20 protein-coding genes are annotated in these 20,851 nt (G+C 67.0%); 8 read left to right on the plus strand and 12 right to left on the minus strand.

The features are described from left to right. Positions 1-60: 60 nt before the first annotated feature. The 3 genes from ML01_RS03925 to asd are packed head-to-tail and all read left to right on the plus strand — an operon-like array spanning position 61 to position 2,835. Positions 61-1,254: an alanine--glyoxylate aminotransferase family protein gene (locus ML01_RS03925; RefSeq protein ID WP_058554090.1), complete on the plus strand. Its 1,194-nt coding sequence runs from the start codon at positions 61-63 to the stop codon at positions 1,252-1,254. Between the two features lie 11 nt (positions 1,255-1,265). Next, positions 1,266-1,943, plus strand: coding sequence for a hypothetical protein (locus tag ML01_RS03930; protein ID WP_058554091.1), 678 nt, complete (start codon positions 1,266-1,268; stop codon positions 1,941-1,943). Next, the gene (gene asd / locus ML01_RS03935; RefSeq protein WP_058554092.1) at positions 1,936-2,835 is read left to right on the plus strand and encodes an archaetidylserine decarboxylase; all 900 of its coding nucleotides are present in this window, start codon (positions 1,936-1,938) and stop codon (positions 2,833-2,835) included. The genes ML01_RS03930 and asd overlap by 8 nt, the downstream gene beginning before the upstream one ends. 143 nt (positions 2,836-2,978) lie before the next feature. Here the strand turns inward: asd and ML01_RS03940 are convergent, their stop codons facing one another. Together ML01_RS03940 and ML01_RS03945 are read right to left on the minus strand one after the other, a co-directional pair. Continuing rightward, positions 2,979-3,938, minus strand: a complete 960-nt coding sequence (locus ML01_RS03940) for a hypothetical protein (RefSeq protein WP_058554093.1) — start codon at positions 3,936-3,938, stop codon at positions 2,979-2,981. Between the two features lie 443 nt (positions 3,939-4,381). Next, positions 4,382-4,819 carry a hypothetical protein gene (locus ML01_RS03945; protein ID WP_058554094.1) on the minus strand — a complete coding sequence of 146 codons (438 nt, stop codon included), beginning with the start codon at positions 4,817-4,819 and terminating at the stop codon, positions 4,382-4,384. Between the two features lie 219 nt (positions 4,820-5,038). On the opposite strand from ML01_RS03945, the gene ML01_RS03950 reads away from it, so the two are divergent. Then, on the plus strand, positions 5,039-6,247 hold the full coding sequence (locus ML01_RS03950) for an AI-2E family transporter (protein ID WP_058554095.1): 1,209 nt from the start codon (positions 5,039-5,041) through the stop codon (positions 6,245-6,247). A gap of 190 nt (positions 6,248-6,437) precedes the next feature. Here ML01_RS03950 and ML01_RS03955 read toward each other — a convergent pair whose 3' ends face one another. The 7 genes from ML01_RS03955 to ML01_RS03985 all read right to left on the minus strand — a co-directional run bounded on the left by ML01_RS03955 (position 6,438) and on the right by ML01_RS03985 (position 12,684). After that, a complete protein-coding gene (locus tag ML01_RS03955; RefSeq protein ID WP_058554096.1) occupies positions 6,438-6,779 on the minus strand; it encodes a chaperone modulator CbpM in 342 nt (113 codons plus the stop codon). Positions 6,780-6,782: 3 nt separating this feature from the next. Further along, positions 6,783-7,781, minus strand: a complete 999-nt coding sequence (locus ML01_RS03960; protein ID WP_058554097.1) for a DnaJ C-terminal domain-containing protein — start codon at positions 7,779-7,781, stop codon at positions 6,783-6,785. Positions 7,782-7,971: 190 nt separating this feature from the next. Then, positions 7,972-8,949 (minus strand): right-handed parallel beta-helix repeat-containing protein, encoded by a 978-nt coding sequence (locus tag ML01_RS03965; RefSeq protein WP_058554098.1) that lies wholly within the window; start codon positions 8,947-8,949, stop codon positions 7,972-7,974. A 192-nt stretch (positions 8,950-9,141) separates the two neighbouring features. Next, positions 9,142-10,638 (minus strand): AAA family ATPase, encoded by a 1,497-nt coding sequence (locus tag ML01_RS03970; protein ID WP_058554099.1) that lies wholly within the window; start codon positions 10,636-10,638, stop codon positions 9,142-9,144. A gap of 22 nt (positions 10,639-10,660) precedes the next feature. Beyond that, positions 10,661-11,425 carry a hypothetical protein gene (locus tag ML01_RS03975; protein ID WP_156427541.1) on the minus strand — a complete coding sequence of 255 codons (765 nt, stop codon included), beginning with the start codon at positions 11,423-11,425 and terminating at the stop codon, positions 10,661-10,663. A 254-nt stretch (positions 11,426-11,679) separates the two neighbouring features. Beyond that, entirely contained in the window at positions 11,680-11,982 is a 303-nt protein-coding gene (locus ML01_RS03980; protein WP_058554101.1) for a BPTI/Kunitz domain-containing protein, read from the minus strand. 45 nt (positions 11,983-12,027) lie between these two features. After that, positions 12,028-12,684, minus strand: a complete 657-nt coding sequence (locus ML01_RS03985) for a hypothetical protein (RefSeq protein WP_156427542.1) — start codon at positions 12,682-12,684, stop codon at positions 12,028-12,030. Positions 12,685-13,138: 454 nt separating this feature from the next. Between ML01_RS03985 and ML01_RS03990 the strand changes: the two genes are divergently transcribed. From ML01_RS03990 to ML01_RS04000, 3 genes are all read left to right on the plus strand, one after another. Then, positions 13,139-14,152 (plus strand): glycosyltransferase family 2 protein, encoded by a 1,014-nt coding sequence (locus ML01_RS03990; protein ID WP_082673934.1) that lies wholly within the window; start codon positions 13,139-13,141, stop codon positions 14,150-14,152. 283 nt (positions 14,153-14,435) lie between these two features. Next, positions 14,436-15,152: a bifunctional 2-polyprenyl-6-hydroxyphenol methylase/3-demethylubiquinol 3-O-methyltransferase UbiG gene (locus tag ML01_RS03995; protein WP_058554104.1), complete on the plus strand. Its 717-nt coding sequence runs from the start codon at positions 14,436-14,438 to the stop codon at positions 15,150-15,152. Then, positions 15,149-15,589, plus strand: a complete 441-nt coding sequence (locus ML01_RS04000) for a GtrA family protein (RefSeq protein WP_058554105.1) — start codon at positions 15,149-15,151, stop codon at positions 15,587-15,589. The genes ML01_RS03995 and ML01_RS04000 overlap by 4 nt, the downstream gene beginning before the upstream one ends. Before the next feature lie 168 nt (positions 15,590-15,757). On the opposite strand, the gene ML01_RS04005 is transcribed toward ML01_RS04000, so the two are convergent. Then, positions 15,758-17,224 (minus strand): hypothetical protein, encoded by a 1,467-nt coding sequence (locus ML01_RS04005; RefSeq protein WP_058554106.1) that lies wholly within the window; start codon positions 17,222-17,224, stop codon positions 15,758-15,760. Between the two features lie 342 nt (positions 17,225-17,566). Between ML01_RS04005 and ML01_RS28350 the strand changes: the two genes are divergently transcribed. Then, positions 17,567-17,827, plus strand: a complete 261-nt coding sequence (locus ML01_RS28350; RefSeq protein WP_156427543.1) for a hypothetical protein — start codon at positions 17,567-17,569, stop codon at positions 17,825-17,827. A gap of 200 nt (positions 17,828-18,027) precedes the next feature. Here the strand turns inward: ML01_RS28350 and ML01_RS04010 are convergent, their stop codons facing one another. Together ML01_RS04010 and ML01_RS04015 are read right to left on the minus strand one after the other, a co-directional pair. Then, positions 18,028-18,867, minus strand: coding sequence for a class I SAM-dependent methyltransferase (locus ML01_RS04010; RefSeq protein WP_058554107.1), 840 nt, complete (start codon positions 18,865-18,867; stop codon positions 18,028-18,030). Between the two features lie 223 nt (positions 18,868-19,090). After that, on the minus strand, positions 19,091-20,851 hold the full coding sequence (locus ML01_RS04015) for a sugar phosphorylase (RefSeq protein ID WP_058554108.1): 1,761 nt from the start codon (positions 20,849-20,851) through the stop codon (positions 19,091-19,093).

The raw sequence follows: 20,851 nt of genomic DNA on the forward strand, positions 1-20,851 counted from the left end.
GAGAAGGCCGTGGCAGCATCGCCAATCGGCTGATCTACAAAGGAATTAAAGGCAATCCCCATGCATGCGCGCTCGTTCCAACCGCCGCCTCGCACCCTTATGGGGCCCGGCCCCGCCGATGTCCACCCGCGGGTGCTGGCAGCAACGGCGCGCCCCACCATCGGCCACCTGGACCCGGCCTTCGGCGCCATGATGGAGGAGCTGAAGACGCTGCTGCGCTACGCGTTCCGCACCGAGAATGCGCTCACCATGCCCGTATCGGCGCCCGGCTCCGCCGGCATGGAGACCTGCTTCGTCAACCTGGTGGAGCCCGGCGATAAGGTCATCGTCTGCATCAACGGCGTCTTCGGCGGGCGCATGCGCGAGAACGTGCTGCGTGCGGGCGGCGAGCCGGTTGTGGTCGAGGACGACTGGGGCCGCGCCGTGGACCCCGAGAAGCTCGAAGACGCGCTCAACGCCCACCCGGACGCGAAGCTCGTCGCCTTCGTCCACGCCGAGACATCCACCGGCGCGTGCTCCGACGCGAAGACGCTGGTGGAGATCGCGCGACGCCACGGCTGTCTCACCATCGTCGATGCGGTCACGTCGCTGGGCGGCTCGCCGTTGGAGGTGGACGCCTGGGGCATCGACGCGGTCTATTCCGGCAGCCAGAAGTGCCTGTCCTGCACGCCGGGCCTCGCACCGGTGAGCCTCAGCGAGCGCGCGCTGGCCAAGGTCACCGCCCGCTCGACACCGGTGCGCAGTTGGTTCCTGGACCTCAACCTGGTGCTCGGCTACTGGCAAGGCACGGACGGCGGCAAGGGCAAGCGCTCCTACCACCACACCGCCCCGGTCAACGCCCTGTACGCGCTACACGAGGCGCTGGTGATGCTCGCCGAAGAGGGCATTGAGCAGGCCTGGGAACGCCACCGCACCAACCACCTGGCGCTGCGCGCGGGCCTTTCGGCACTGGGCCTGGAGCTGGTCGTGCCGGAGGCCGAGCGATTGGCGCAGCTCAACGCCGTCGCGGTGCCGGGCGGCATCGACGAGGCCGCGGCGCGCGCGCGCCTGCTCGAGACCTACAGCCTCGAGATCGGCGCCGGCCTGGGTGCGCTCGCGGGCAAGGTCTGGCGCATCGGGCTCATGGGCTGGTCGAGCCGGCCGGAGAACATCCTGCTGTGTCTGGGCGCGCTCGGCAGCGTGCTGCGCGACATGGGGCACGACGCCGACACCGGCGCGGCACTCGCGGCGGCGCAGGCGGCGCTCGGCCGCTGACCCGCGCCCCATTGACCCAGCCCAACAGTCCACGCCGCGCCCGCAGCCGGCGCAACCGGCCGCTGCTGCCGCGGCTGGCGCTGGCGGTTGCCGCCATCGGGCTCTTCCTGCTCGCCTACCAGTGGGGCAACCAGAGCCGCTTCGGCGGCGGCCAGCCGCCCGCCATCGGCGGCGTACTGCTGCGCCCGGCACAGCCGCTGCCCGACTTCGTGCTCACGACCACGACCGGTGCGCCCTTCGGCCGCGCGGACCTGCTGGAACACTGGAGCCTGCTGGCCATTGCGACGCTGACGGGAGCGGACGGCCACCGCAGCCTGGCGCGACTGGTAGACGTCTACAACCGGCTCGCCGGCCAGCAGCAGCTCCGCGCGCGGCTGCAGCTCCTGTTGCTGACCGCGGATGCAGTGCCGGCGCTGGCCCGGGACTTTGAGCGCCTGTCCCCGGCCATTGCCGTGCTGAGCGCCGAGCGGGCCGCCGTCGCCGAGCTTGCGGGCGCGCTGGGCGCCGATCCCGAGCAAGCGCCGAGCGGCGCCGACGGCGAGCCGCCGACGCTCTTCCTGCTCGACCCCGCGGCGGAGCTGGTGGCGCTCTTTCCGAGCGCTCAGGCCCCCGCCGACATCGCCGAGGACATTCGCGCGCTGGAGCGCTACTGGGCGCATCGGCCAGAACCGGACGCCGCCGATGACTGACCCTGCCCCACGACCCAGCGCCGCCGGCCCGCTCGGGGAACGGCTGTTCGTGCTGCTGCAGCACGCGCTGCCGCAGCATCCGCTGTCACGCTTCGTGCACGGCCTGACCCGACTGCCGGCGGGGCCGCTGACCCGCGTCGCGGTGGCCGCGTTCATCCGCGCCTACGGCGTGGACATGCAGGAGGCGGAACAGGCAGACCTGAGCGGCTACAGCACCTTCAACGCCTTCTTCACCCGCGCGCTGCGGCCCGCTGCGCGGCCGGCGGACCCGCGCCCGGAGGCGCTGCTGGCACCGGCCGACGCGCTCATCAGCCAGATCGGCCGGCTCGATCAAGGCGAGCTGGTACAGGCCAAGGGACACACCTTTTCGGTGGCGGACCTGCTTGGCGGCGACGCGGACCTTGCCGCGCCCTTCGCGGACGGCGCCTTCGCGACCCTGTACCTCGCGCCACGGGACTATCACCGCGTGCACATGCCGCTCGACGGCAGGCTCACGGCGGCCATCCACGTGCCGGGGCGGCTCTTCAGCGTCAATGCGATCACGGCGGCGCGGGTGCCGCGGCTCTACGCGCGCAACGAGCGACTGGTGTGCCTGTTCGACAGCGCGGTCGGGCCGCTTGCGGTGGTGCTGGTGGGGGCGATCTTCGTCGGCGGCATCGAGACCGTCTGCCATGGCCCGGTGACGCCGCCGCGCGGCCGGCGGGCGCGCACCCTGCGGATGCCCGAGCCGGCACCCCGGCTTGCCCGGGGCGCGGAGCTCGGGCGCTTCGCAATGGGCTCGACGGTCATCCTGCTGCTGCCCGGTGACGCCGTGGCGTGGCTGCCGGAGCGCGGTCCGGGCACTCGGGTGCGGGTCGGCGAGGCGCTCGGGCTGGTCAGGCCGCAGGGCTGAGGCCTTCTCCACCTTGTCCCTCGCCGCGCAGCCAACGTGGCGGTCTCAACTCCGCAGAACGCAAAACGGCCCCGCGCCAGCGCGGGGCCGTTTCTGGGACCGTCAAGGGCGGAGCGCCCCTGGATCGACGTTGCGCAGCGCGCTCAGCGGCCCTGGAATTGCTGCGCCGGAGGCATCGGCGAGAACTGCGGCGCCCACATCGGCGTGGGGCGGCTCGGCGCCAGCGTCCGCGGCCGCGCCTGCGGCACCACGAAGGTGTTGGGGCCGGCGTAGGGCAGCGGGGGCATGACCCGGGGCTGCGGGGCCGGCTCCGCCGCGGCGGTTGTCTCCGCGGGCGCCGGTGCCGGCTCTGCGGCGGTCTCGGCAGCCGGTTCCTCGGCGGCCGGCGCTTCGGCAGCAGCGGTCTCGGCAGCCGGCTCCTCGGCGGCGGTCTCGGCAGCCGGTGCTTCGGCAGCAGCGGTCTCAGCAGCCGGCTCCTCGGCGGCGGTCTCGGCAGCCGGTGCTTCGGCCTCAGCGGTCTCGGCAGCCGGCGCTTCGGCAGCAGCGGTCTCAGCAGCCGGCTCCTCGGCGGCGGTCTCGGCAGCCGGTGCTTCGGCAGCAGCGGTCTCGGCAGCCGGCTCCTCGGCGGCGGTCTCAGCAGCCGGTGCTTCGGCAGCAGCGGTCTCGGCAGCCGGCTCCTCGGCGGCGGTCTCGGCAGCCGGCGCTTCGGCAGCAGCGGTCTCAGCAGCCGGCTCCTCGGCGGCGGTCTCGGCAGCCGGTGCTTCGGCAGCAGCGGTCTCAGCAGCCGGCTCCTCGGCGGCGGTCTCGGCAGCCGGTGCTTCGGCAGCCGGTTCCGCGGTGGCGGTCTCGGCAGCCGGTGCTTCGGCTGGGGCGGGCTCTGCCGGAGCCGGCGGCGCGACGACAGCAACGCTGCCGATGGGCGCCAGGTTCGCAGCCACCTGCGCGGGCGTCGGCTGGTCGACGAGGCGAGCGGCCTGTCCCAGCAGGAGATAGGCACCGCCGATGACGAGGAACGCGACGGTGCCCTTCACCATTGCGGTTCCGATGTCGTCGGTGAAGATCGTCGAGAACTGTTTCGCCAGCCAGGACAGTGCGTTGCTCACGGTCGTATTCCTCATTCTACGGCTTGAATCGGTACGGCTTGAATCGGTACGGCTTGAATTGCTTCTGGTGGTTGGGTCGGCCCGCCGCAGCGCTGCGCCGCGACAAGTATGAAATCTTCGCGGTTGAAACCCAGCCCTGCGCGCGGGCGCCGTACGCTGCCTCATCGACGGCGCAGATGCAAGGCCCGATTGCGTTCAACTCGCCTGATGGGCCGCAGCCGACACCGTCGTTGGTTGGTTGGTACCCGCGCCCCGGACTCGCCGAGGATGCTGCATGCCCGAGGCGTCCGCCCGTCCCGCGGCTGCCGTGCGATTTGCGGGCGGACCTCGGAAATTCCACCCACCGCCGCAGGGTAATGCACAGCGCGTGCAGGGGCGCCGGGGCCGGACGATTTGTCCGGCACGCGACGACGCGCAGGCCCGTCCGTCGCCCGCGCCGACATTCAGCTCCCGGGCGCGTGCACCCCAGCGTGCACCCCATGGTCGGCAAGCCAACGCACGTCCAACTCCCAGTCGACTCGGTCCACCTCGGCTTGGCCGAGCATCAGCCCCTGCGCGCGCTTCTGGTGTTCGATAAGCTCCTGCTGCGCGGCGAGCATGGACGGATCATCCTGGGCCTTGCCGGCGAGCTCGGGCTTGATGATCTCAAGGAAGCGCATCGCCGGCACGTCAAAGGAGCGCGGCGTAGACAAAACCACGACGCCGTCGTCATAGTCGACGACGCGAAAGCGGTAAGGATAACTTGAAAGGTCCTGGTCGGCGGCAAGAACGTCGTTCAGCTCGCCGACGCGCGGATTGAAACTGGTGGAGATCCACCAGGCCAGGGCGCCGACGACGATGACGCCGAGCGCGATGCTGTAGTTGCGGGTAAAGCTGTCCATGGTGATGGCCCTGCTGGTTGTCGGAGGCTGCGGCCAGTTGCCGCGCGATGAACGTCACGATGGCCGAACACGGCGACATAAGCGATGAAAATCCGCAAACTAGGCCGGCCGTCTCGACGTCGGCGACCGCCCACGGCGGCGTCGGTCTTGCGGTAACCTTGGGCTCCACGCATTCTGCCCTGCCCGGACCTGCCGCCGGCCTGCCGTAAGGACCGAGACATGACCCAGAACAACCTGAACAAGCTCGTGCTGCTGGCCTTGGTGGCGATCATCTCGCTGTTGTTCGTCGGCATGATCGCGCAATTTCTGATGGCCATCCTCATGGCCGGGCTCTTCTCCGCGCTGACCCAGCCGACCTTTCACTGGCTCACGGACCGCTTCGGCGGCAACCGCTACCTCGCCGCGGCGGTGAACCTGCTGTTGCTGGTGCTGGTGGTGCTGCTGCCGCTGATGCTGCTCGCCGGCATCTTCATTGCGCAGGCAGTGGGCGTGGGCAAATCGCTGACCCCCATCGCGGTGCAGTTCGTCCGTGAGCCGGAGGCCTTCCTCACCTGGCTGCAAGATCTGCCGTTCTACGGCGATGTCATGGTCTACGAGAACGAGCTCAAGAACCGCCTCGTGCAGTCCATCGAGGCCGCCGGCGGGTTTCTGGTGGGCGGGATCTCGTCGGTGGCCATCGGCACCGCGAACGTGCTCTTCATGGCGCTGGTGTTCCTGTACACGTTCTTTTTCTTCCAGATCGACGGCCACAAGGTGGTGCACGCCATCCTGTACTACCTGCCGCTGGAGGATCGCATCGAGCGGCGGCTACTCACCCGGTTCACGCTGGTCACGCAGGCGATGATCAAGGGCACGCTGCTCATCGGCCTGCTGCAGGGCGCCCTCGCCGGCATCGCCTTCGCCGTCGGCGGTATCCCGCATTCGGTGTTCTGGGGCACGGTCATGGCGGTGCTGTCGATCGTGCCCGGCATCGGCTCGGCGGTGGTGTGGGTGCCCGCATCCATCGTTCTCATCGTCCAGGGCAACGTGGCCGCCGGGCTCGGCGTCATGCTGTTCTGCGCGCTGGTGGTCGGCAGCATCGACAACCTGCTGCGCCCGGTCCTGGTGGGCAAAGACACCAACATGCACGAGCTGATGATCTTCTTCGGCACCCTGGGCGGGCTCTTCACCTTTGGCATGGCGGGGCTGCTCATCGGCCCCGTCATTGCCTCGCTGTTCCTGACCGTCTGGGAGATCTACGGCGAGGCCTTTAGCGACGTGCTGCCGGAGGTGGGGGACGAGACCGTCGCGTCCCCGCCGGCCGTAGCGAGCGCGGAGCATGACCTGGGCGATGAGCCTGAGCGGGTGAGCACGGCGGCAGCGCAGGGGGCGGCGGAGCGGCAGGCCGCGGCCGAGGTCGAGGTCGAGGACAAGCAAACGGCGGGCTAGGGAGCAAGCGGGGCGACACCTAAATCGAACCGAGCGCAACGGATCCCGATTCCCATCCGGATCCCGAAAGTGAGCCAAAGGGCCGAGGGCCGAGGAGGTCGGAGGTCTTCCTTAGCCCTCGGCCCTCGGCCCTCGGCCCTTGTGCCGCGTTCGTTAGTTCAAGCCCCTCGCCGACCCGAGCCGCCGGCGCTCAAGCATCCGCATCGCTCCAGCGACCCAGATGCTGCTCCAGCCGGCGCACGCGCCCGCGCAGGCGCTCGATCTCGTCGATGAGCTCGAGCGCGAGTGCGGCGCCGGGCAGATTCAGCTCCAGGTCGCGCTGCAGCCGCACGGCACGGCGCACGCGGATGACCTCGATGCCGCGGAACACCCACTGCTCCGGCGCAGCACCGCGCGGGTGCAGCATGCCCTCGGCGACCATGGAGCGGATCTGCTCGACGCTGACGCCGCAGACGCGTGTAAGCTCGGTGAGCTGCACCGAGCATTGTTCGTCCAGCAGCTCTCCTTCGATGCCCGCTTGCGGCTGTGCCATGACTCAGACTCCCAGCTTGGCGCGTGGATTGAAGGCCCGGAAACGCTCGGCAAGCTGCTCGAAGGCGGCCTTCTCGCTCGCATCCGTCGCCGGCGGGTTGACGATCTCCAACTGCACGTAAGCGTCCCCGGCGGTCTTGCCGGGCAGGCCGCGGCCCTTGAGCCGCAGGCGCTGGTTGCTCTGCGCGCCCGCCGGGATCTTGAGACTGACCTTGCCGCCCAAGGTCGGCACCGACAGCGTGGCACCGAGGGCCGCCTCCCACGGGGCAATCGGCAGGCGCAGGTTAATGTCCCGCCCTTCTGCGCGGAAGACCGGATGCGGCGCGAACTCGACTTCAAGATACAGGTCCCCGGGCTCACCGCCGCCGATGCCGCCGCCGGCCTGCCCGGCGAGGCGGATCTGCTGCCCCTCGGTGACGCCGGGCGGGATGCGCACGTTGAGCGTGCGGGTGGCGAGGCGCACGCGGCCCTTCTCGTCCGCCTCCGGCACCTCCAGGCTGAGCTGGCGCGTGGCGCCGTGGTAGGCGTCTTCAAGCGAGATGCGCACACGCGCGGTCTGGTCGGAGCCCCGCGCCGAGAAGCCGCCGCGCCCGCCGCCCGTGCCACCGCCCATGCCGCCTCCCCTGCCGCCGAACCCGCCCAGATCGCCGAAGATGCTGGAGAAGAAATCGCTGAACTGCGCCGCCTCTTCCGGCGACATGCGCTCGGCCCGCTGCTGCCAGCCGCCGCCCGCGGGGCCGCCGGCTGCGCCATAGCCGGGCGGCGGGCGAAACTCATCCCCGGCCTGCCAGCCGCTGCCGAGCGCATCGTAGGCGGCGCGCTTCTCGGGGTCTTTCAGCACCTCGTTGGCCTCGTTGACCTCCTTGAAGCGGGCCTCCGCGTCCACCTCCTTGCTCACGTCCGGGTGGAACTTGCGCGCGAGCTTACGATAGGCGCGCTTGATCGCGTCCTGATCCGCGCCGCGGTCGACGCCGAGGATCTTGTAGTAGTCCTTGTATTCCACGGGTGTGCCTCTCGCTCGATCTCCGGTGGGCGCGTCGCCGGTCGCGCCGTTGCCGACATTCTACCGAGGCCGGGGCTCAGCGGAGAGCGCGGTGTCGAGCAACCTGAGCGTTGTCGCAGGGGCGAGGGCCAAGGATGGCTCCCTTGGCCCTCGGCCCTCGGCCCTCGGCCCTTCCCCCCAGATGCGCCCGTCAGCGCACACGCCCCAGCCCCTCCAGCGGCGTGACGTTGCCGCGCAGCACGTTGTTGCTGAGCACCACCTCCACCGTGGTGGAGAAGTTGCGCACGAAGACGGCCTGCTGGCCGCCCTCGGCCGTGAAGCGGTTGCCGGCGACAAAGAGCACGCCCGGCGCCTCGCGGTTGGCCTCCGGCGCAAAGGATATCGCGGCGTTGTTGTCGGCGCGCTCGCTCTTGCGCAGCACGTTGTCGCGGACGGTGGCCTCGCCGCCCTCTGCGAGATCGATGAGATAGCTGGAGCCGCCGTCGCCGTCCACGATGCGGTTGCCGACAATGGTGTTGCTGCGCGCGCGGGACTTGACCTGGTGGCCGATGACGGCGTCGTGGATGTAGCTGCCGCGCAGCTCGAAGCGCGCGATCTGCCCCACGTAGATGTTGTGGCCGAGCTTGCCGTAGCGCTCGTAGTCGACGATGTTGTGGTCGAACTCGGAGTCGATGATGGCGAGCTCGCCGCGGCCGTTGTTGTTGGTCAGGATGCCCATCTGGTGGTCGTGAAAGTGCACGTTGCGCAGCGTGAGCTTACCGCCCTCGGCGCGGATGGCCGCGCCGGCGAAGCCCGGCACGCGGGTGCCGGACATCTCGACGTTTTCCACCAGCACCTCGTCACCCTTGATGACCCAGATGGCCTTGCCCTCCGCCGCGCGCCCTGCGGCGCGCAGGTGCGGCCGCCCGTCGACGCCGCGCAGCGTGAGCCGGTTCTGTCGCCAAGACGCCACATCCGCGGTGTAGTCGGCGGCAACAATCTCCACCGTGTCGCCGTCCTGCGCAATGCGCGCGGCCTCGCTCGGCACCTTGAGCGCCTCGTCCGGCCCGACCCGCAGCACCCGCGCCCAGGCGTCGTCGGCCGGCAGCAGCAGACAGGCCAGCGCCAGCAGCAGCACCCAGCGCAGCGTTTGGCCCGGCCCGCCAGCAACCGTCTTAACCAGCAACATCGAACCCCTCTAGCAGCCGCAGCCGCAGCCGCAAACCATCAATCCAGGCAAAGCGCTGGCAGATGAGTCAAGTTCTCACAACAACACCGTGGGGGCCAGAGGGCCGAGGGCGGAGGAGTACGCCCTTGGCCGTCGGCGCTCGGCCCTTCTTCCTTAGCCCTCGGCCCTTGGCCCTTCTTCGTCGCCCCTTCCTCAAGCAGCAACCGTCCGTTCCCGCGCCCACGCCCGCAATGCCGCTATCTGGGCATCCATGACAACGGACAAGGGCTGGGTCGAGGCGAGCTCCGTCAGCAGCACGTCGGTGTCCGGTGCGCGGTCCTCGGCGTCGGCAGCATAGAGGGCCGACACCACCGCCTGCTCGATGCCGGCGCCGGTGAAGCCGTCGCTGGCGGCGGCGAGTTGGCCCAGGTCGAACAGTTGCGGGTCGAGTCCGCGCTTGCCCAGATGGATGCGGAAGATCTCCGCACGCACCTGCGCGTCGGGTAGGTCCACGAAGAAGATCTCATCGAGCCGCCCCTTGCGCACCAGCTCCGGCGGCAGCCCGGAGATGTCGTTGGAGGTGGCGACCAGGAACACGCGGGTCTTGCGCTCCGCCATCCAGGTGAGCAGCGTGCCGAGCAGCCGCTTGGGCGTGCCCTCGTCGCCTTGGCCGCTCGCGATGCCCTTCTCGATCTCGTCGCACCAAAGCACGCAGGGCGCCATGACGTCGGCGGTGCGCAGCGCGTCGCGCAGGTTGCGCTCGCTCTCGCCGATGTACTTGTTGTACAGCGCGCCAAAGTCGAGCCGCAGCAGCGCGACGCCGAGCCGGCCGGCGACGGCCTTGGCGGCGAGGCTCTTGCCGCCGCCCTGCACGCCGAGCAACATGATGCCTTTGGGCACATCGCTGCTTTTGCCGGACTTGCCGCCGGCCTTGCCGACGCCGCCGTCGAGAAAGGCCTCGCGGCGGCGGTCGACAAAGCGCTTGAGATTCTCAAGCCCCGCCACGTCGGCGAAGTTGGCCGTGTCGTACTCGAACGACACGGCGCCCTCGGGGCTCAGCAGCTCGTACTTGGCGCGTGTCACGTCGCTGACGTCGGACTCGGTGATGGCGCCGTCGTTGCGGATGGCACTGCGGATGAGCCTGCGCGCGTCAGACTCGGTGACGCCGAGCAGGTTGCGGGCGAGCTGCGCCACGGCGTCGCGGTTGGCGCGAAAACTGCGGTTCGGCGCCGCGTGCTGCCAGGCTTGGGCCTCCTCGCGGATCAGTGCGAGCAGCCGGTTGCGGTCCGGCATGGTCAGCTCGAAGCGGGCGGCCAAGTGCTTGAGCTCCGGCGGCGTGGCGAGCGCGTGACTGAGCAGCACCAGCCGGCGCGCGGCCGTGCCGAAGCCGTGCGCGATCTCCTTCAGCAGCCGCACGTGCAGCGGGTGGTCCAAGAATGGGTGAAAATCGAGCAGGAGATAGATGCCGGACTGCGTCGTCGCCTTGATGTGCTTAAGGGCCGCGGCGGGCTCCGCGAGCTGCTCCTGCGGGATGTCGTACTCGGCGCGGCAGAGCCCGTCGGTGACGCTCCAGCGAAAGACCGGCTCGCCTAAGCGCATGCCGAGCCGGGTGAACAGCTCCAGGATACGCGGCTCCTCGCGGGACTCGATCAGCAGGAGCGGGGTCTCGGAGCGCAGGATCAGCTCCAGGTCGTGCAGGTCCGAGCGCATCGGGGAGACTCCGTGGGTCCGATCAGTCTGCCGCCGCGCCCGCGCAGGGCGCGAAGAAGGCGTTGCTCATGGCCTCGATGCACTTGCCGCCGGTGTCGGTGCGCCCGCTTGGGTCGGCAACCGCGAGGCGCTCCTCGGTTTCCAGCGCCTCAAGCTGCTGCGCGGCATCGCAGGCCGCGCTGCTCGCGCAGGCATCGGCGGCACCGCAGGCTTGCGTCACCAGTGCGCGGCAGCGACCGTCGCCCTGCCGGGTCAGGCTCGCGCACGCGGGAAAGGCCGCCTCCGACAGGGCCTGCCGGCAGCGCTCCTCGGTGGGCACGGGTGCCGTCGCGTCCATGCTCTGGTCGGGCAGCATCGCGAGGTCGCGGCGTTCGCGCTCCACATCGGCGAGCAGCGTGCGGGCCTGAAGACAGGCGGCCTGACTGATGCAGGCGTCGTCGAAGCCGCAGGTCTTGCGCACCAACTGCATGCACCAGCGGTCCTCGTACAGCGGCTCCGGCGGGCGAGCGCCGGACCAGGCGTCCACCATGTCCCGGGTGGGCACCGCGACGCCGTCGCGCACGATCACCGTCGAGCCGTCCTCCAGCCGATGCACGCCGTCCCAGAGCGGGCGGGTGCTGCCGCCCTCCTCCCGCAGGGCGCGGCGCGTATCGGGGTCAACGACGATGCTGCCGCCTTGTGAGAGATCACCGCGCCAGGTCTGCGCGGCCGGCGCAAGCGCAAACAACAAGAGCCCCGGCGCCGCCAGGGCGCAGACGCAGCGGACTAGATTGCTTGACGGCGCCAAGATGTTTGCAGATGAGTCAAGCTTCACGACGACAAGGTGCTTGAGGGGAAAAGGGCCAAGGGCTGAGGGCCAAGGGCCAAGGGAGCCCGCCTCGGCCCTTGGCCCTCGGCCCTTGGTTCAATACGCCGACGAGCGGGCTGCGCAAGACGAGGCGCCGTGCCCTGGTCGGTCTGAGGCTGTGCCTCGCTAGGACCTGTCGGAGTCTACCAACGGCGTGCCCGGATCGGCAGCCCCGCGAGGCTCAGTCCGGCGCGTCAGCGTCCGCCCTTGCACATACGCAAGCACTCGTCGAGGCTCTCGAAGGGCACGTTGCCCTGACAACCGCCCCACAGGAACTGCCGGCAACTGTCGGACTGGTAGTCGAAGTAATAGGCGGGTTTCGCGGCGCGGCAGGGGCCGGGGTCAGGCTGCTCAAGGCAGCTCACGTGCAGGGCGTCGGCGGGCACGGCGGGCACGCTGTCCGGGTTGTCCTTGCCGCCGCCACCGCAGCCGGCGAGCAAGGCTACCGACAACGCGGCCGACGCACGCAAAACGGGGGAAACAGGTACCCGCAACATCGAAAAGCTCCGGTGGGGTGAATCAAGGGAATCCCGTGCTCCGTCTCAGGTCCGCTCGGCTCGCGGGCTGCGGCGCGGCCCGGTCGGGTCAGCGGCGCGCTGCACGAGGCGGACCTCGCGGCCCGTCGGTGCGCTGAGCCACCAGTCCCGGTGGCGGCAGTCGGCAGCGTTGGCTGCCATGACGCGCTCGACGCCATCACGCCGGAAGCCCCAGCCCTTGACCCGCGGCCCATGCAGGAACAGCGTCCAGGCCGGTCGGCCACCGCGCAGCACAACGCGATGATAGTCCGTTCCGCGCAGCCGGTTGAGCCGAAAGGGGCGCACATGACGACGCGAGACGCGCGGTTCAGCCGCCAGCATATCGCCAGCGCTGTCGGCCACAGCGGCCGGCACCCCGCACAAGCGCAGCTCGTCATACCCACCGCTCAGCACCAGGCTCACGGCGCGGTCCCACGGATGATCGTGCAGGCCCCGATCGGGATCGGAGTCCACGAACCGGTGCAGATAGGCATGCCAGCCGCGGAGCCCGAGCCGGTCCAGCCCGGCCAGATAGTAACGCTCCAGGTAAGGCTCGCCGTGCTCGCCGTCGATGATGCGGCAGGGCAGGCGGCGGGTGATGCGGTGCAACAATCGCTCGATCATGGCGAAGACGACGACACTGAGGCTTGGAAAGACGTTCAGGCTAGCGCCTTGCGGGCTCAAGCGCTGAGTCTGTCTCCGCAGAGCGCGGATCTCGCGGGACCATGTCGCAAGCAGCACGCCCGGCGACTTCATGATACCGACCGCCGCCTGCGCCTTGACGGGCGCTGCGCCGCATGCGGTGCCGTCTGACGCCGCCTTGCCGGGAGCGCGAAGCCATACTCCCGCGCGCGCGGGACTCGCCGGCTTGGCGCACGTAACGCCGCAGGGAATGCTGCCCGAGACCTTTGCCGAGAGACCCGGATACGGCCCGCGCGCTGCGCGCAGTCGGCGGCGTGTGACTCCGAGACGCTTACTCAGCGGCGTCGAACCGCAGAGTCGCCGGCGGAACCCAAGTCCAGACTGCGTACAATGCCGCGGGCAACATGGCTCGCTGTTGCTTGCCGCTCTTTCCCGCTTGCCCGCGCCGTCAAGCGGCGTTATCGTTGATCATCTCCACACCCTCAGCCTCAGGACTATGGACTATCCGGCGAGCATCGCCCCCGTATCGCCTCAATTGCGTGGGGAACCTGGACGCGGGCTTGATGTTGTTCCGGTGGTCGAGCTCAGTCTCGTCGTGCCGGTTCTAAACGAACGCGATACCGTCGGCTTGTTCTTGGATTGCATCGGCGGGATCTTCGACAAAGACCCATCCGTTCAGCTGGAAATCGTGTTTGTTAACGACGGAAGCACCGACGGCACACTTGAGTTCTTGTGCAACCGGCAGCGCATCGATGAGCGTGTGAAAGTCGTGGATCTGAGCCGCAACTTCGGCAAAGAAGCCGCACTGACGGCCGGGCTCGATATTGCGCGAGGCCGGGTCATCGTGCCCATCGACGCCGATCTCCAAGACCCTCCAGAGCTCATCCTCGAAATGATCGGCCTGTGGCGTCAGGGTTACGACGTGGTCCAGGCCCGGCGGATCGATCGACGGGCCGACTCCCTGCCAAAGCGCCTGTCTTCCAGCTGGTTCTATCGGCTTCACAATTGGATCGCAGAGCCGAAGCTCCCGGAGAACGTTGGTGACTTCCGACTCATCGACCGGGCAGTGGTGGAAGCGCTAAAGACCCTCCCCGAGTCTCGCCGCTTCATGAAGGGCTTGTTCGCCTGGGTCGGCTTTCGCACCGCCGTGGTGGATTACGTTCGGCCACCGCGCGCAGCCGGTTCCAGCAAGTTCAATGGCTGGCGCCTGTGGAATTTCGCTCTTGAAGGACTAACGAGTTTCAGCACAGCCCCCCTGCGGGTATGGACTTACCTTGGTGGTTTGGTGGCCGGTCTGTCCTTTTTGCACGGTCTTTTCATTTTGATCCGGGTTTTCGTTTATGGCGTGGACACGCCCGGCTTCGCCTCTTTGTTCGTGGCGATGACATTTTTAGGGGGACTGCAACTGATCGGTATCGGCGTCCTCGGCGAGTATCTCGGACGCGCCTACCTGGAGACCAAGCGCCGCCCAATCTATATTGTCCGCCGCGTATACGAGCATAAGAATTAACCCGCTGGAGAGATGCAGCATCGACCCGCAACGCGGCGACAAACTCGCAGACGTTTCCGGGCAGAACCTATGCATGCGGCGCTGTGCGACCGTGTCGGCACGTCCAGCACCGCTTGGACCGACTCGCGTTGATCATTGTTCCGAGCACCTGAGCGAGTCCGCTGCACAATCAAACCGTCAGGCCATCCTGGCCTGCCCCGGTCAAGGCTGGAAGCACTGACGGCGCACGGTTTCCGGCGACTGGCCGGAACGTTCATACAAGGCAGCCCGATTTGGTGAAAGAATGGATCTTAAAGAAACCGACATTCTCGGCGCTCGCATCGCCGAGCACTGGTACTACAAGTCAAAAGCCGCGGCGATGATGCGTCTGCTGGGCTCCGCGCGCCCCACCCGCGTCCTCGACGTTGGTGCTGGCTCCGGCTTCTTCTCCCGTCGTATTCTAAGCTTGACGGACGCGGAGGAAGCGTGGTGCGTGGACATATCGTACACATCCGACTCGGATACGCGTGAGAACGGCAAACCCATCCATTTCCGGCGCCAAATCGAGCGGGTGGACGCGGACCTCGTGCTCCTCATGGACGTGCTTGAGCACGTTGATGAAGATGTCGCTCTGCTCAGGCACTACGTGGGACGGGCATCCCCAAACGCGCGCTTCATGATCTCTGTCCCAGCGTTCCAGTTCCTCTGGAGCGGGCATGACGAGTTTCTGGAACACAAGCGTCGATACACGCTGGCGCAGATCGAGGGCGTTGCAACCGCCGCCGGCCTTGAGTTGGAACGGGGCGCTTACTATTTCGGGGCCGTTCTCCCCCTCGCCACCATCACCCGTCTCGCAGAGCGGCTGCGCTCCGGTGCGCCCCAAGCGCCCGGGTCTCAGCTGAAGCTGCATCATCCTGTCGTTAATTGGGCGCTCAGCGTTTTGTGCCGTGCCGAGTTACCCGCGATACCGATCAATCGCTTGGCGGGACTGACCGCCTTCTGCGTTGCCCGCAAACCGTGACGGACGCCACTAACAAGACGGCAAGACCGACTCGGCTTGGCCATAGCGCCACCCAGGAGCTGCTCTACGCAACCCGCTTCGCCTTGGTCGGCGCAGCGGCAACTCTCGTACATCTTACAGCGGTGTGGTTGCTCATCGAGCGAACCAAGTTGCCCCCGTTGTCCGCCAACGCACTCGCCTTTCTCTGCGCGTTCGGTCTTTCCTTTGCGGGCAACTACTACTGGACCTTCGGGCGACCGGGCTCTCCGCGCGCGGCCATCACCCGCTTCTTCTTCGTATCAAGCAGTGCTTTCGCGCTCAATACGCTGGTGCTGGCCGCATTGATCAGGGCGGACTTACTACCTCCGTCCATCGCCGCGATCGTTGCCGCACTCGTCATCCCCGCCGTTACATTTCTCGCAAGTCGCTTTTGGGTGTTCAGAGATTCCCGACTCTGAAGAGATTGCGTGCCCAGAAGGGCCGCGGAGCGTTACCGTTCGCAGATCTGAGGCGTCGGCCAGCACATCCGCCATCACGCGCTACAGCGCTTCGCCAACGTCCAGCGGGATCATCCTTCCGGCCATTGGGGCGGCTATAAAACGCCTCTGCGTTCCGGGCACCGCCTGCTACCGTTCGGTCGCGCGAAATAGAACGACCGCCTCCGCAGACCAGAAACTGTCGAAGTCCGACAGCCGAAGTCCGTGGTCGCCCAGGAGCTGCTCCACTTGTGACGGCGTCTTCCGCGCGATCCAAGCAACGATTGGACATCTACTTTCTTGCACGCGGGCGACATTCGCGGCCGAGAATGGCACCAGGCTAACCTGGATATTTCGCCCGGCGAAGGAGTGCAGGAACAGTTCCGGCCGTGGATCTACGGACGGGTAGGCTTTTGCTTCATGAACCGGACTCGCCAAGACAGGTGCGTCTTCGCAGGAAATGAAGGACTCGACAACGGCAGCCGTGCCTTCCCAATCCGGCTTTATCGCGATCTTCTGCATCATTACTGCCGCAGCGAGACTGATCCCAAACAAAAAGGCAAGCCAAGACCGAGTCGCAGCAGACTGCACGTTTATCAAGTCCAGCATCAGACCGGAGACTACATAGAACAGCGCAGGCACCACGACGATCAGGAACCGATCTATGAGGATGGGCGTGTGCAGCGATGCAAGGCTCGGCAGCAAAACGGTAACGAACGCCACGATCGTCAACATGCGATCTGCAGGCGAACGCCAAAGCCGCGTGCCGAATTGCAGCAATGCGACCATAACGGCGAGCCCGAGCAGCAAGTTGCCGGAGATGGCTTTTACGAGAAACGAGAGCAGCTCTCGCGGCAGGATTTCCAAGCTGATCCAACCGGCCCCGCCGGTCTGCGTAAGAGCATACGACAAAGTGATGTAAATCCAAGAAGCTTCAAGCAGAAGCGAACCCGTGCCGATTGCGATAATAAACACCGCGAATCTGCGTCGACGTCGCAGCACCGCTTCTGCCAATAGGTAGAGCAAGCACACTCCCGCAAAGATCATGCCGTAGAGATGCAGCATCACCGTCACAGGGTATACCGTCGCCGCCGCCAGCACATACCGGGGCTCGATGCGCCTCCCGTGAATCAACCGTCGCTGCAACGCGACGGTGAGGAAGGTTGCTAGCATCGCGAACAGTGCCAACAATTCATAAGAGCGGGCTTCCTGCGAGAACTTGATGAGGAGGAAGGAGGTTGCGACAAGAAGCACGAAGATGCCTCGGCGCGCGCGAAGTACGGCGCTGCCAAAAGGCATAAACGGCACCGTCAGGATGATGCAAAACACCACCCAACTGAAAGCCCGTAGAGAGAAAGACGAGACATCGAACACGCTCGCCCAGAGGCGCAACGCGAGATAGTAAGTCGGGGGATGCGGCTCATTGATCATGCGCTGCCAAGCTTGCGGAAGCGTCACGTCTAGATCAATGAAATACCTCGTGTAAAGCTCATCGGTCCAGAAGCTCTCGGCCGTCAGCGTCAATAACGCGACAGCAAGGCTGACCAAGATGATCGTCAACTGGAATGGAAGCGGGACGGGATCCGTACCGTGAGTCTCTGGCTGTTCGTTAATCAAAGCGGCGCCTCCTGTAAATGGTGCACAGCAAACGGACGGGGCACGTCCCGACCGAGCGCTGAATCGGCGTGAAGTGCTGCGTTGGAGAGTAACCGCGAGCCCCCGGCTGTGCGCGGACAACATCGGTCGAGACTCGCCACCAACCCACGGCTCCACTGCAGCCGACCGCAGCATCTTTTCCCTCAAGACTGGTTTGCCCCACGGCCGGATACCGCCCCCAGCACCTGGTTGGGCCCAATAGTTTAGTTAGGCGACTCGACAGCACCGCACCCCCTTGTTCAGCCGCCGATCAGGCCGCGCCAGCGAGGGTGCCGTCATTCGTCATTAGCGGTGAATGCGATAGTGGATTCTCTGTTTGCCTTAGCCAAGCCGGCGATGATCAGTAGACGGGAGTCGCTTGATGTGATGCGACGGATGCCGAACAACCCCTTGGGCACACAGCAAAATCTGCCGAAGCACGTCCGAGTTGAAGGCGAGCTGCTGTCGGCGCAGGTGCGATCGGCGCACGTACTTGGGCAGCATCAGCGCGGCTGCGTGATGGCTATCGGCGGCGCGCATGCCCACAAGCTCCGCCTCGTTCCGCTTGGGGCTTGGGGCGGTTGATGGTTACGCGTAGCCGGTTTCGCACCCTTTCGCCAATTGAATTCTCTTGCCAGCTTTGGTTGTTGCTGCAGGAGCTTGGTCCCGCGCCCGCAGGCGGGCTACTTGCTGCTTGGGGTCACTGCCGCAACCGCCGTTATGAGTCGGGGTTGTCGGTTCGGCGCTGGCGTCTTGAAGTCGCCAGAAAAACGTCAGGATTCCGATTAATCACGCGCGGGGGCCTTGACGGCCAGTATCACGGAGCTCGGCGTAAGGCACTGCAGGCCCAGTCGAGACAGCGGCATATATTTCAGGATCTTCGCGATCCTACCTTTTGGGCCGTCGCCTATGCGCAGCACAATCATGTCGAGACGGTCTAAGAAGCGGTTGAAACCACGCGCGCGCAGGGCGCTGCGCAGACTGTAAAAGGTAAACCAGTTCACCGCCGGGTACTTGGCATAGTTGGCGACTTCCGGCCGCGTGGTCACCGCGAGGCGTTCATAGTGACGCTTCATGAACGCGGGATACCACGCATACAGTGGCAGGTTGAATTCATTCTGCGCTGGGCACAGCGCGTTCGTCGTGCTGAGAAACAGCACGCCATTCGGGCGCAGGATGCGAGCCGCTTCGTTCAGCACGCCCTCCCAGTCGACCACATGCTCCAGCAGCTCCGGGACAACATACACGTCCATGCAGGCGTCGGGGAGCTGTATATCTGTCGCGCTGCAGTTGATGAAATTGACCGCGAGACCTTGCTGAGCGGCGCGCTGTTTGCCAACCTGCAATAGATCGGCACTGAGATCCACGCAGGTTGCGCGATGCCCGTCGCGCGCGAACATAAGCGCCAAGGCGCCCGCTCCGCCGCCAACATCTATGACATCATACGGGCCATCGCCACCATGCGCGGACATTGCCTTGAGGATGAGATCGCGCAGCCGTTCAAACCGAAGAATGGTCGCTTCGGATTGACTTTGCGCCTGGTAGTAATCGAAGAAGCGCTTATCTGTGGATGTGTCGAAGTCTTGACCGGCAGACTTCACCTCATCGGCTTTATCGCTGGTCATTAGCCAAGGCCTCCGACAGCCGTATCGCGGGAACGGGTATTTTGGTACAGATCCATATCGGTGTGAGAGTCTAAAGCAGCGCCCTAAGCGGCGCAACAGCCGCACGCTGCCACGGGGAAACACGGGGCATGGATTGGGACGGCTAGGCCGACGAGGTAAGCGTAAATGGCCGCGGCGAAGTGATGTCGCGGTCCGGCCATCGTTCGAGATTTGCAGACTGATGTCAGCTCCCAGTCTGGGCTAACCAGACCAGTTGCCAAGGATCAAGCGTCAAACGGCTCGGCAACTCCGAACCGTCTGCCCCCCAACCGCTGATCAGCTCCTGCCAGCGGTGCCTCTGCCAATGCCGGTCGAGCCGGCTCATGGCGCAGCTCGTCTTGCGGCCGGTGAGGTTCGCGACCATCCAGAGTCTGGTACCGTCGGCGGCGTCGCGGCGGATGCCGAACAGCCCCTGCGGCAGCTCGAGCACGCTCTGCGGCGCATCGGGGTGGAAGGCGGGCTGCATTCGGCGCAGATTCAGTCGCCGTAGGTACTCCGGCAGCACTTGCGCGGCTTGGTGGTCGCTGTCGGCAGCGAGCATGCCGTCGAGCTCCGCCTCGGTCCACTTGCGCCGGTTGATGGTCCGCGCGCGGCCGGTCAGCTCCATGCCGGCGAGGTCGTTGTCGGCACCGAGCAGGCTGTTGAGGTAGATGCCGGGGATGCCCTGCAGGCTCATGGCGATGGTCTGCGAGCAGAGGAACCGGCGGATGGACGCCTCGCGGTCGCCGGGCACGCCGACGGCGTCGTAATAGGTGATGTTGAGCTCATAGGGCGTCGCCGAGCCGTCCGGGTTGCTGCGCCGGCTGACCAGGCCGCCGCGCTGCTCCATGGCGGCGACCAGAGCGTCGAGCTCCGCGGGCGGCACCAGCCCCTCCAGCGGACGCACGCCGATGCCGTCGTGGGACGCGGTGAAATTGAAGTAGGTGCAGCCGGCGGGCGGCGGCGCGAGATTGGCCGCCCAGTCCGTGAGGCAATGCGCATCCCCCGTATGCAGCGCATGCAGCAGGAGCGGCGGCAGGCTGAACTGGTAGACCATGTGCGCCTCGTCGCCGGCGCCGAAGTAGCTCAGGTTCTCGGCGTGGGGCACATTCGTCTCGGTGATCAGCAGTACGCCGGGGGCGAGCATCTGCAGCAGGTCGCGCAAGAGCTTCACGACCTCGTGCGTCTGCGGCAGATGGATGCAAGGCGTGCCGAGCTGCTTCCAGAGGTAGGCAATGGCGTCGAGCCGGATGATCTGCGTGCCGTGGTAGACGTAGAGCAGCAGGATGTCCAGGTATTCGAACAGCACGTCGGGGTTCGAGAAATCCACGTCGAGCTGGTCGGGGCCGAAGGTGGCCCAAACGTGACGCTCGCCGGCAGGCGTCTGCACGGCGCGCAGCAGCGGCGCCGTGCGCGGGCGCACCACGGCGGAGAGGTCCGCGTCCGGCTCCACCTCAATGAAATAGTGCCGCTCTGGCGCCAGGCCGTTGCAGTAGGCGCGAAACCAGTGGCTCTGCCCCGAGACGTGGTTGATGACGAGGTCCGCCATGAGCCGATAGTCGCCGCCGAGGGCGTCGATGTCGTCCCAACTGCCGAGCGCCGGGTCCACGGCCCGATAGTCAATCACCGCAAAGCCGTCGTCGGAGCTGTACGGGAAGAACGGCAGGATGTGCAGGCCCGACACCGCATCGCCCACGCGGGACGCCAAAAAACGCCGCAGCGTCGCGAGCGGCGCCTCGCCGTCCGCGCTGACCATGTCGCCGTAGGTGATGAGCACGGCGTCGCGCTGGTCCCAGCCGCGGCAGCGCGCCTGGACCGCCTGCGGCTCCAAGCAATGGGCACCGACGCCGTAGCGGCCCACGAGCAGCTCCAGGCGCTGCAGCAGCCGGGGCAGATCGGCGTCGCCGTAGAGCCGCGCGAGGCGGTCGCGGATGCGCTCGAACACGGCACGCTCGACGACGCGCAT

Origin of the sequence: Thiohalocapsa sp. ML1, from assembly GCF_001469165.1 — a bacterium.
Classification (GTDB): domain Bacteria; phylum Pseudomonadota; class Gammaproteobacteria; order Chromatiales; family Chromatiaceae; genus Thiohalocapsa.

Bases quoted from the DNA above. Each gene is read 5' to 3' on its own strand.
- ML01_RS03925 (WP_058554090.1), top strand. From the start codon at position 61: ATGCATGCGCGCTCGTTCCAACCGCCGCCTCGCACCCTTATGGGGCCC.
- asd (WP_058554092.1), top strand. From the start codon at position 1,936: ATGACTGACCCTGCCCCACGACCCAGCGCCGCCGGCCCGCTCGGGGAA.
- ML01_RS03945 (WP_058554094.1), bottom strand. From the start codon at position 4,819: ATGGACAGCTTTACCCGCAACTACAGCATCGCGCTCGGCGTCATCGTC.
- ML01_RS03950 (WP_058554095.1), top strand. From the start codon at position 5,039: ATGACCCAGAACAACCTGAACAAGCTCGTGCTGCTGGCCTTGGTGGCG.
- ML01_RS03955 (WP_058554096.1), bottom strand. From the start codon at position 6,779: ATGGCACAGCCGCAAGCGGGCATCGAAGGAGAGCTGCTGGACGAACAA.
- ML01_RS03965 (WP_058554098.1), bottom strand. From the start codon at position 8,949: ATGTTGCTGGTTAAGACGGTTGCTGGCGGGCCGGGCCAAACGCTGCGC.
- ML01_RS03970 (WP_058554099.1), bottom strand. From the start codon at position 10,638: ATGCGCTCGGACCTGCACGACCTGGAGCTGATCCTGCGCTCCGAGACC.
- ML01_RS03980 (WP_058554101.1), bottom strand. From the start codon at position 11,982: ATGTTGCGGGTACCTGTTTCCCCCGTTTTGCGTGCGTCGGCCGCGTTG.
- ML01_RS03990 (WP_082673934.1), top strand. From the start codon at position 13,139: ATGGACTATCCGGCGAGCATCGCCCCCGTATCGCCTCAATTGCGTGGG.
- ML01_RS03995 (WP_058554104.1), top strand. From the start codon at position 14,436: ATGGATCTTAAAGAAACCGACATTCTCGGCGCTCGCATCGCCGAGCAC.
- ML01_RS04010 (WP_058554107.1), bottom strand. From the start codon at position 18,867: ATGACCAGCGATAAAGCCGATGAGGTGAAGTCTGCCGGTCAAGACTTC.
- ML01_RS04015 (WP_058554108.1), bottom strand. From the start codon at position 20,851: ATGCGCGTCGTCGAGCGTGCCGTGTTCGAGCGCATCCGCGACCGCCTC.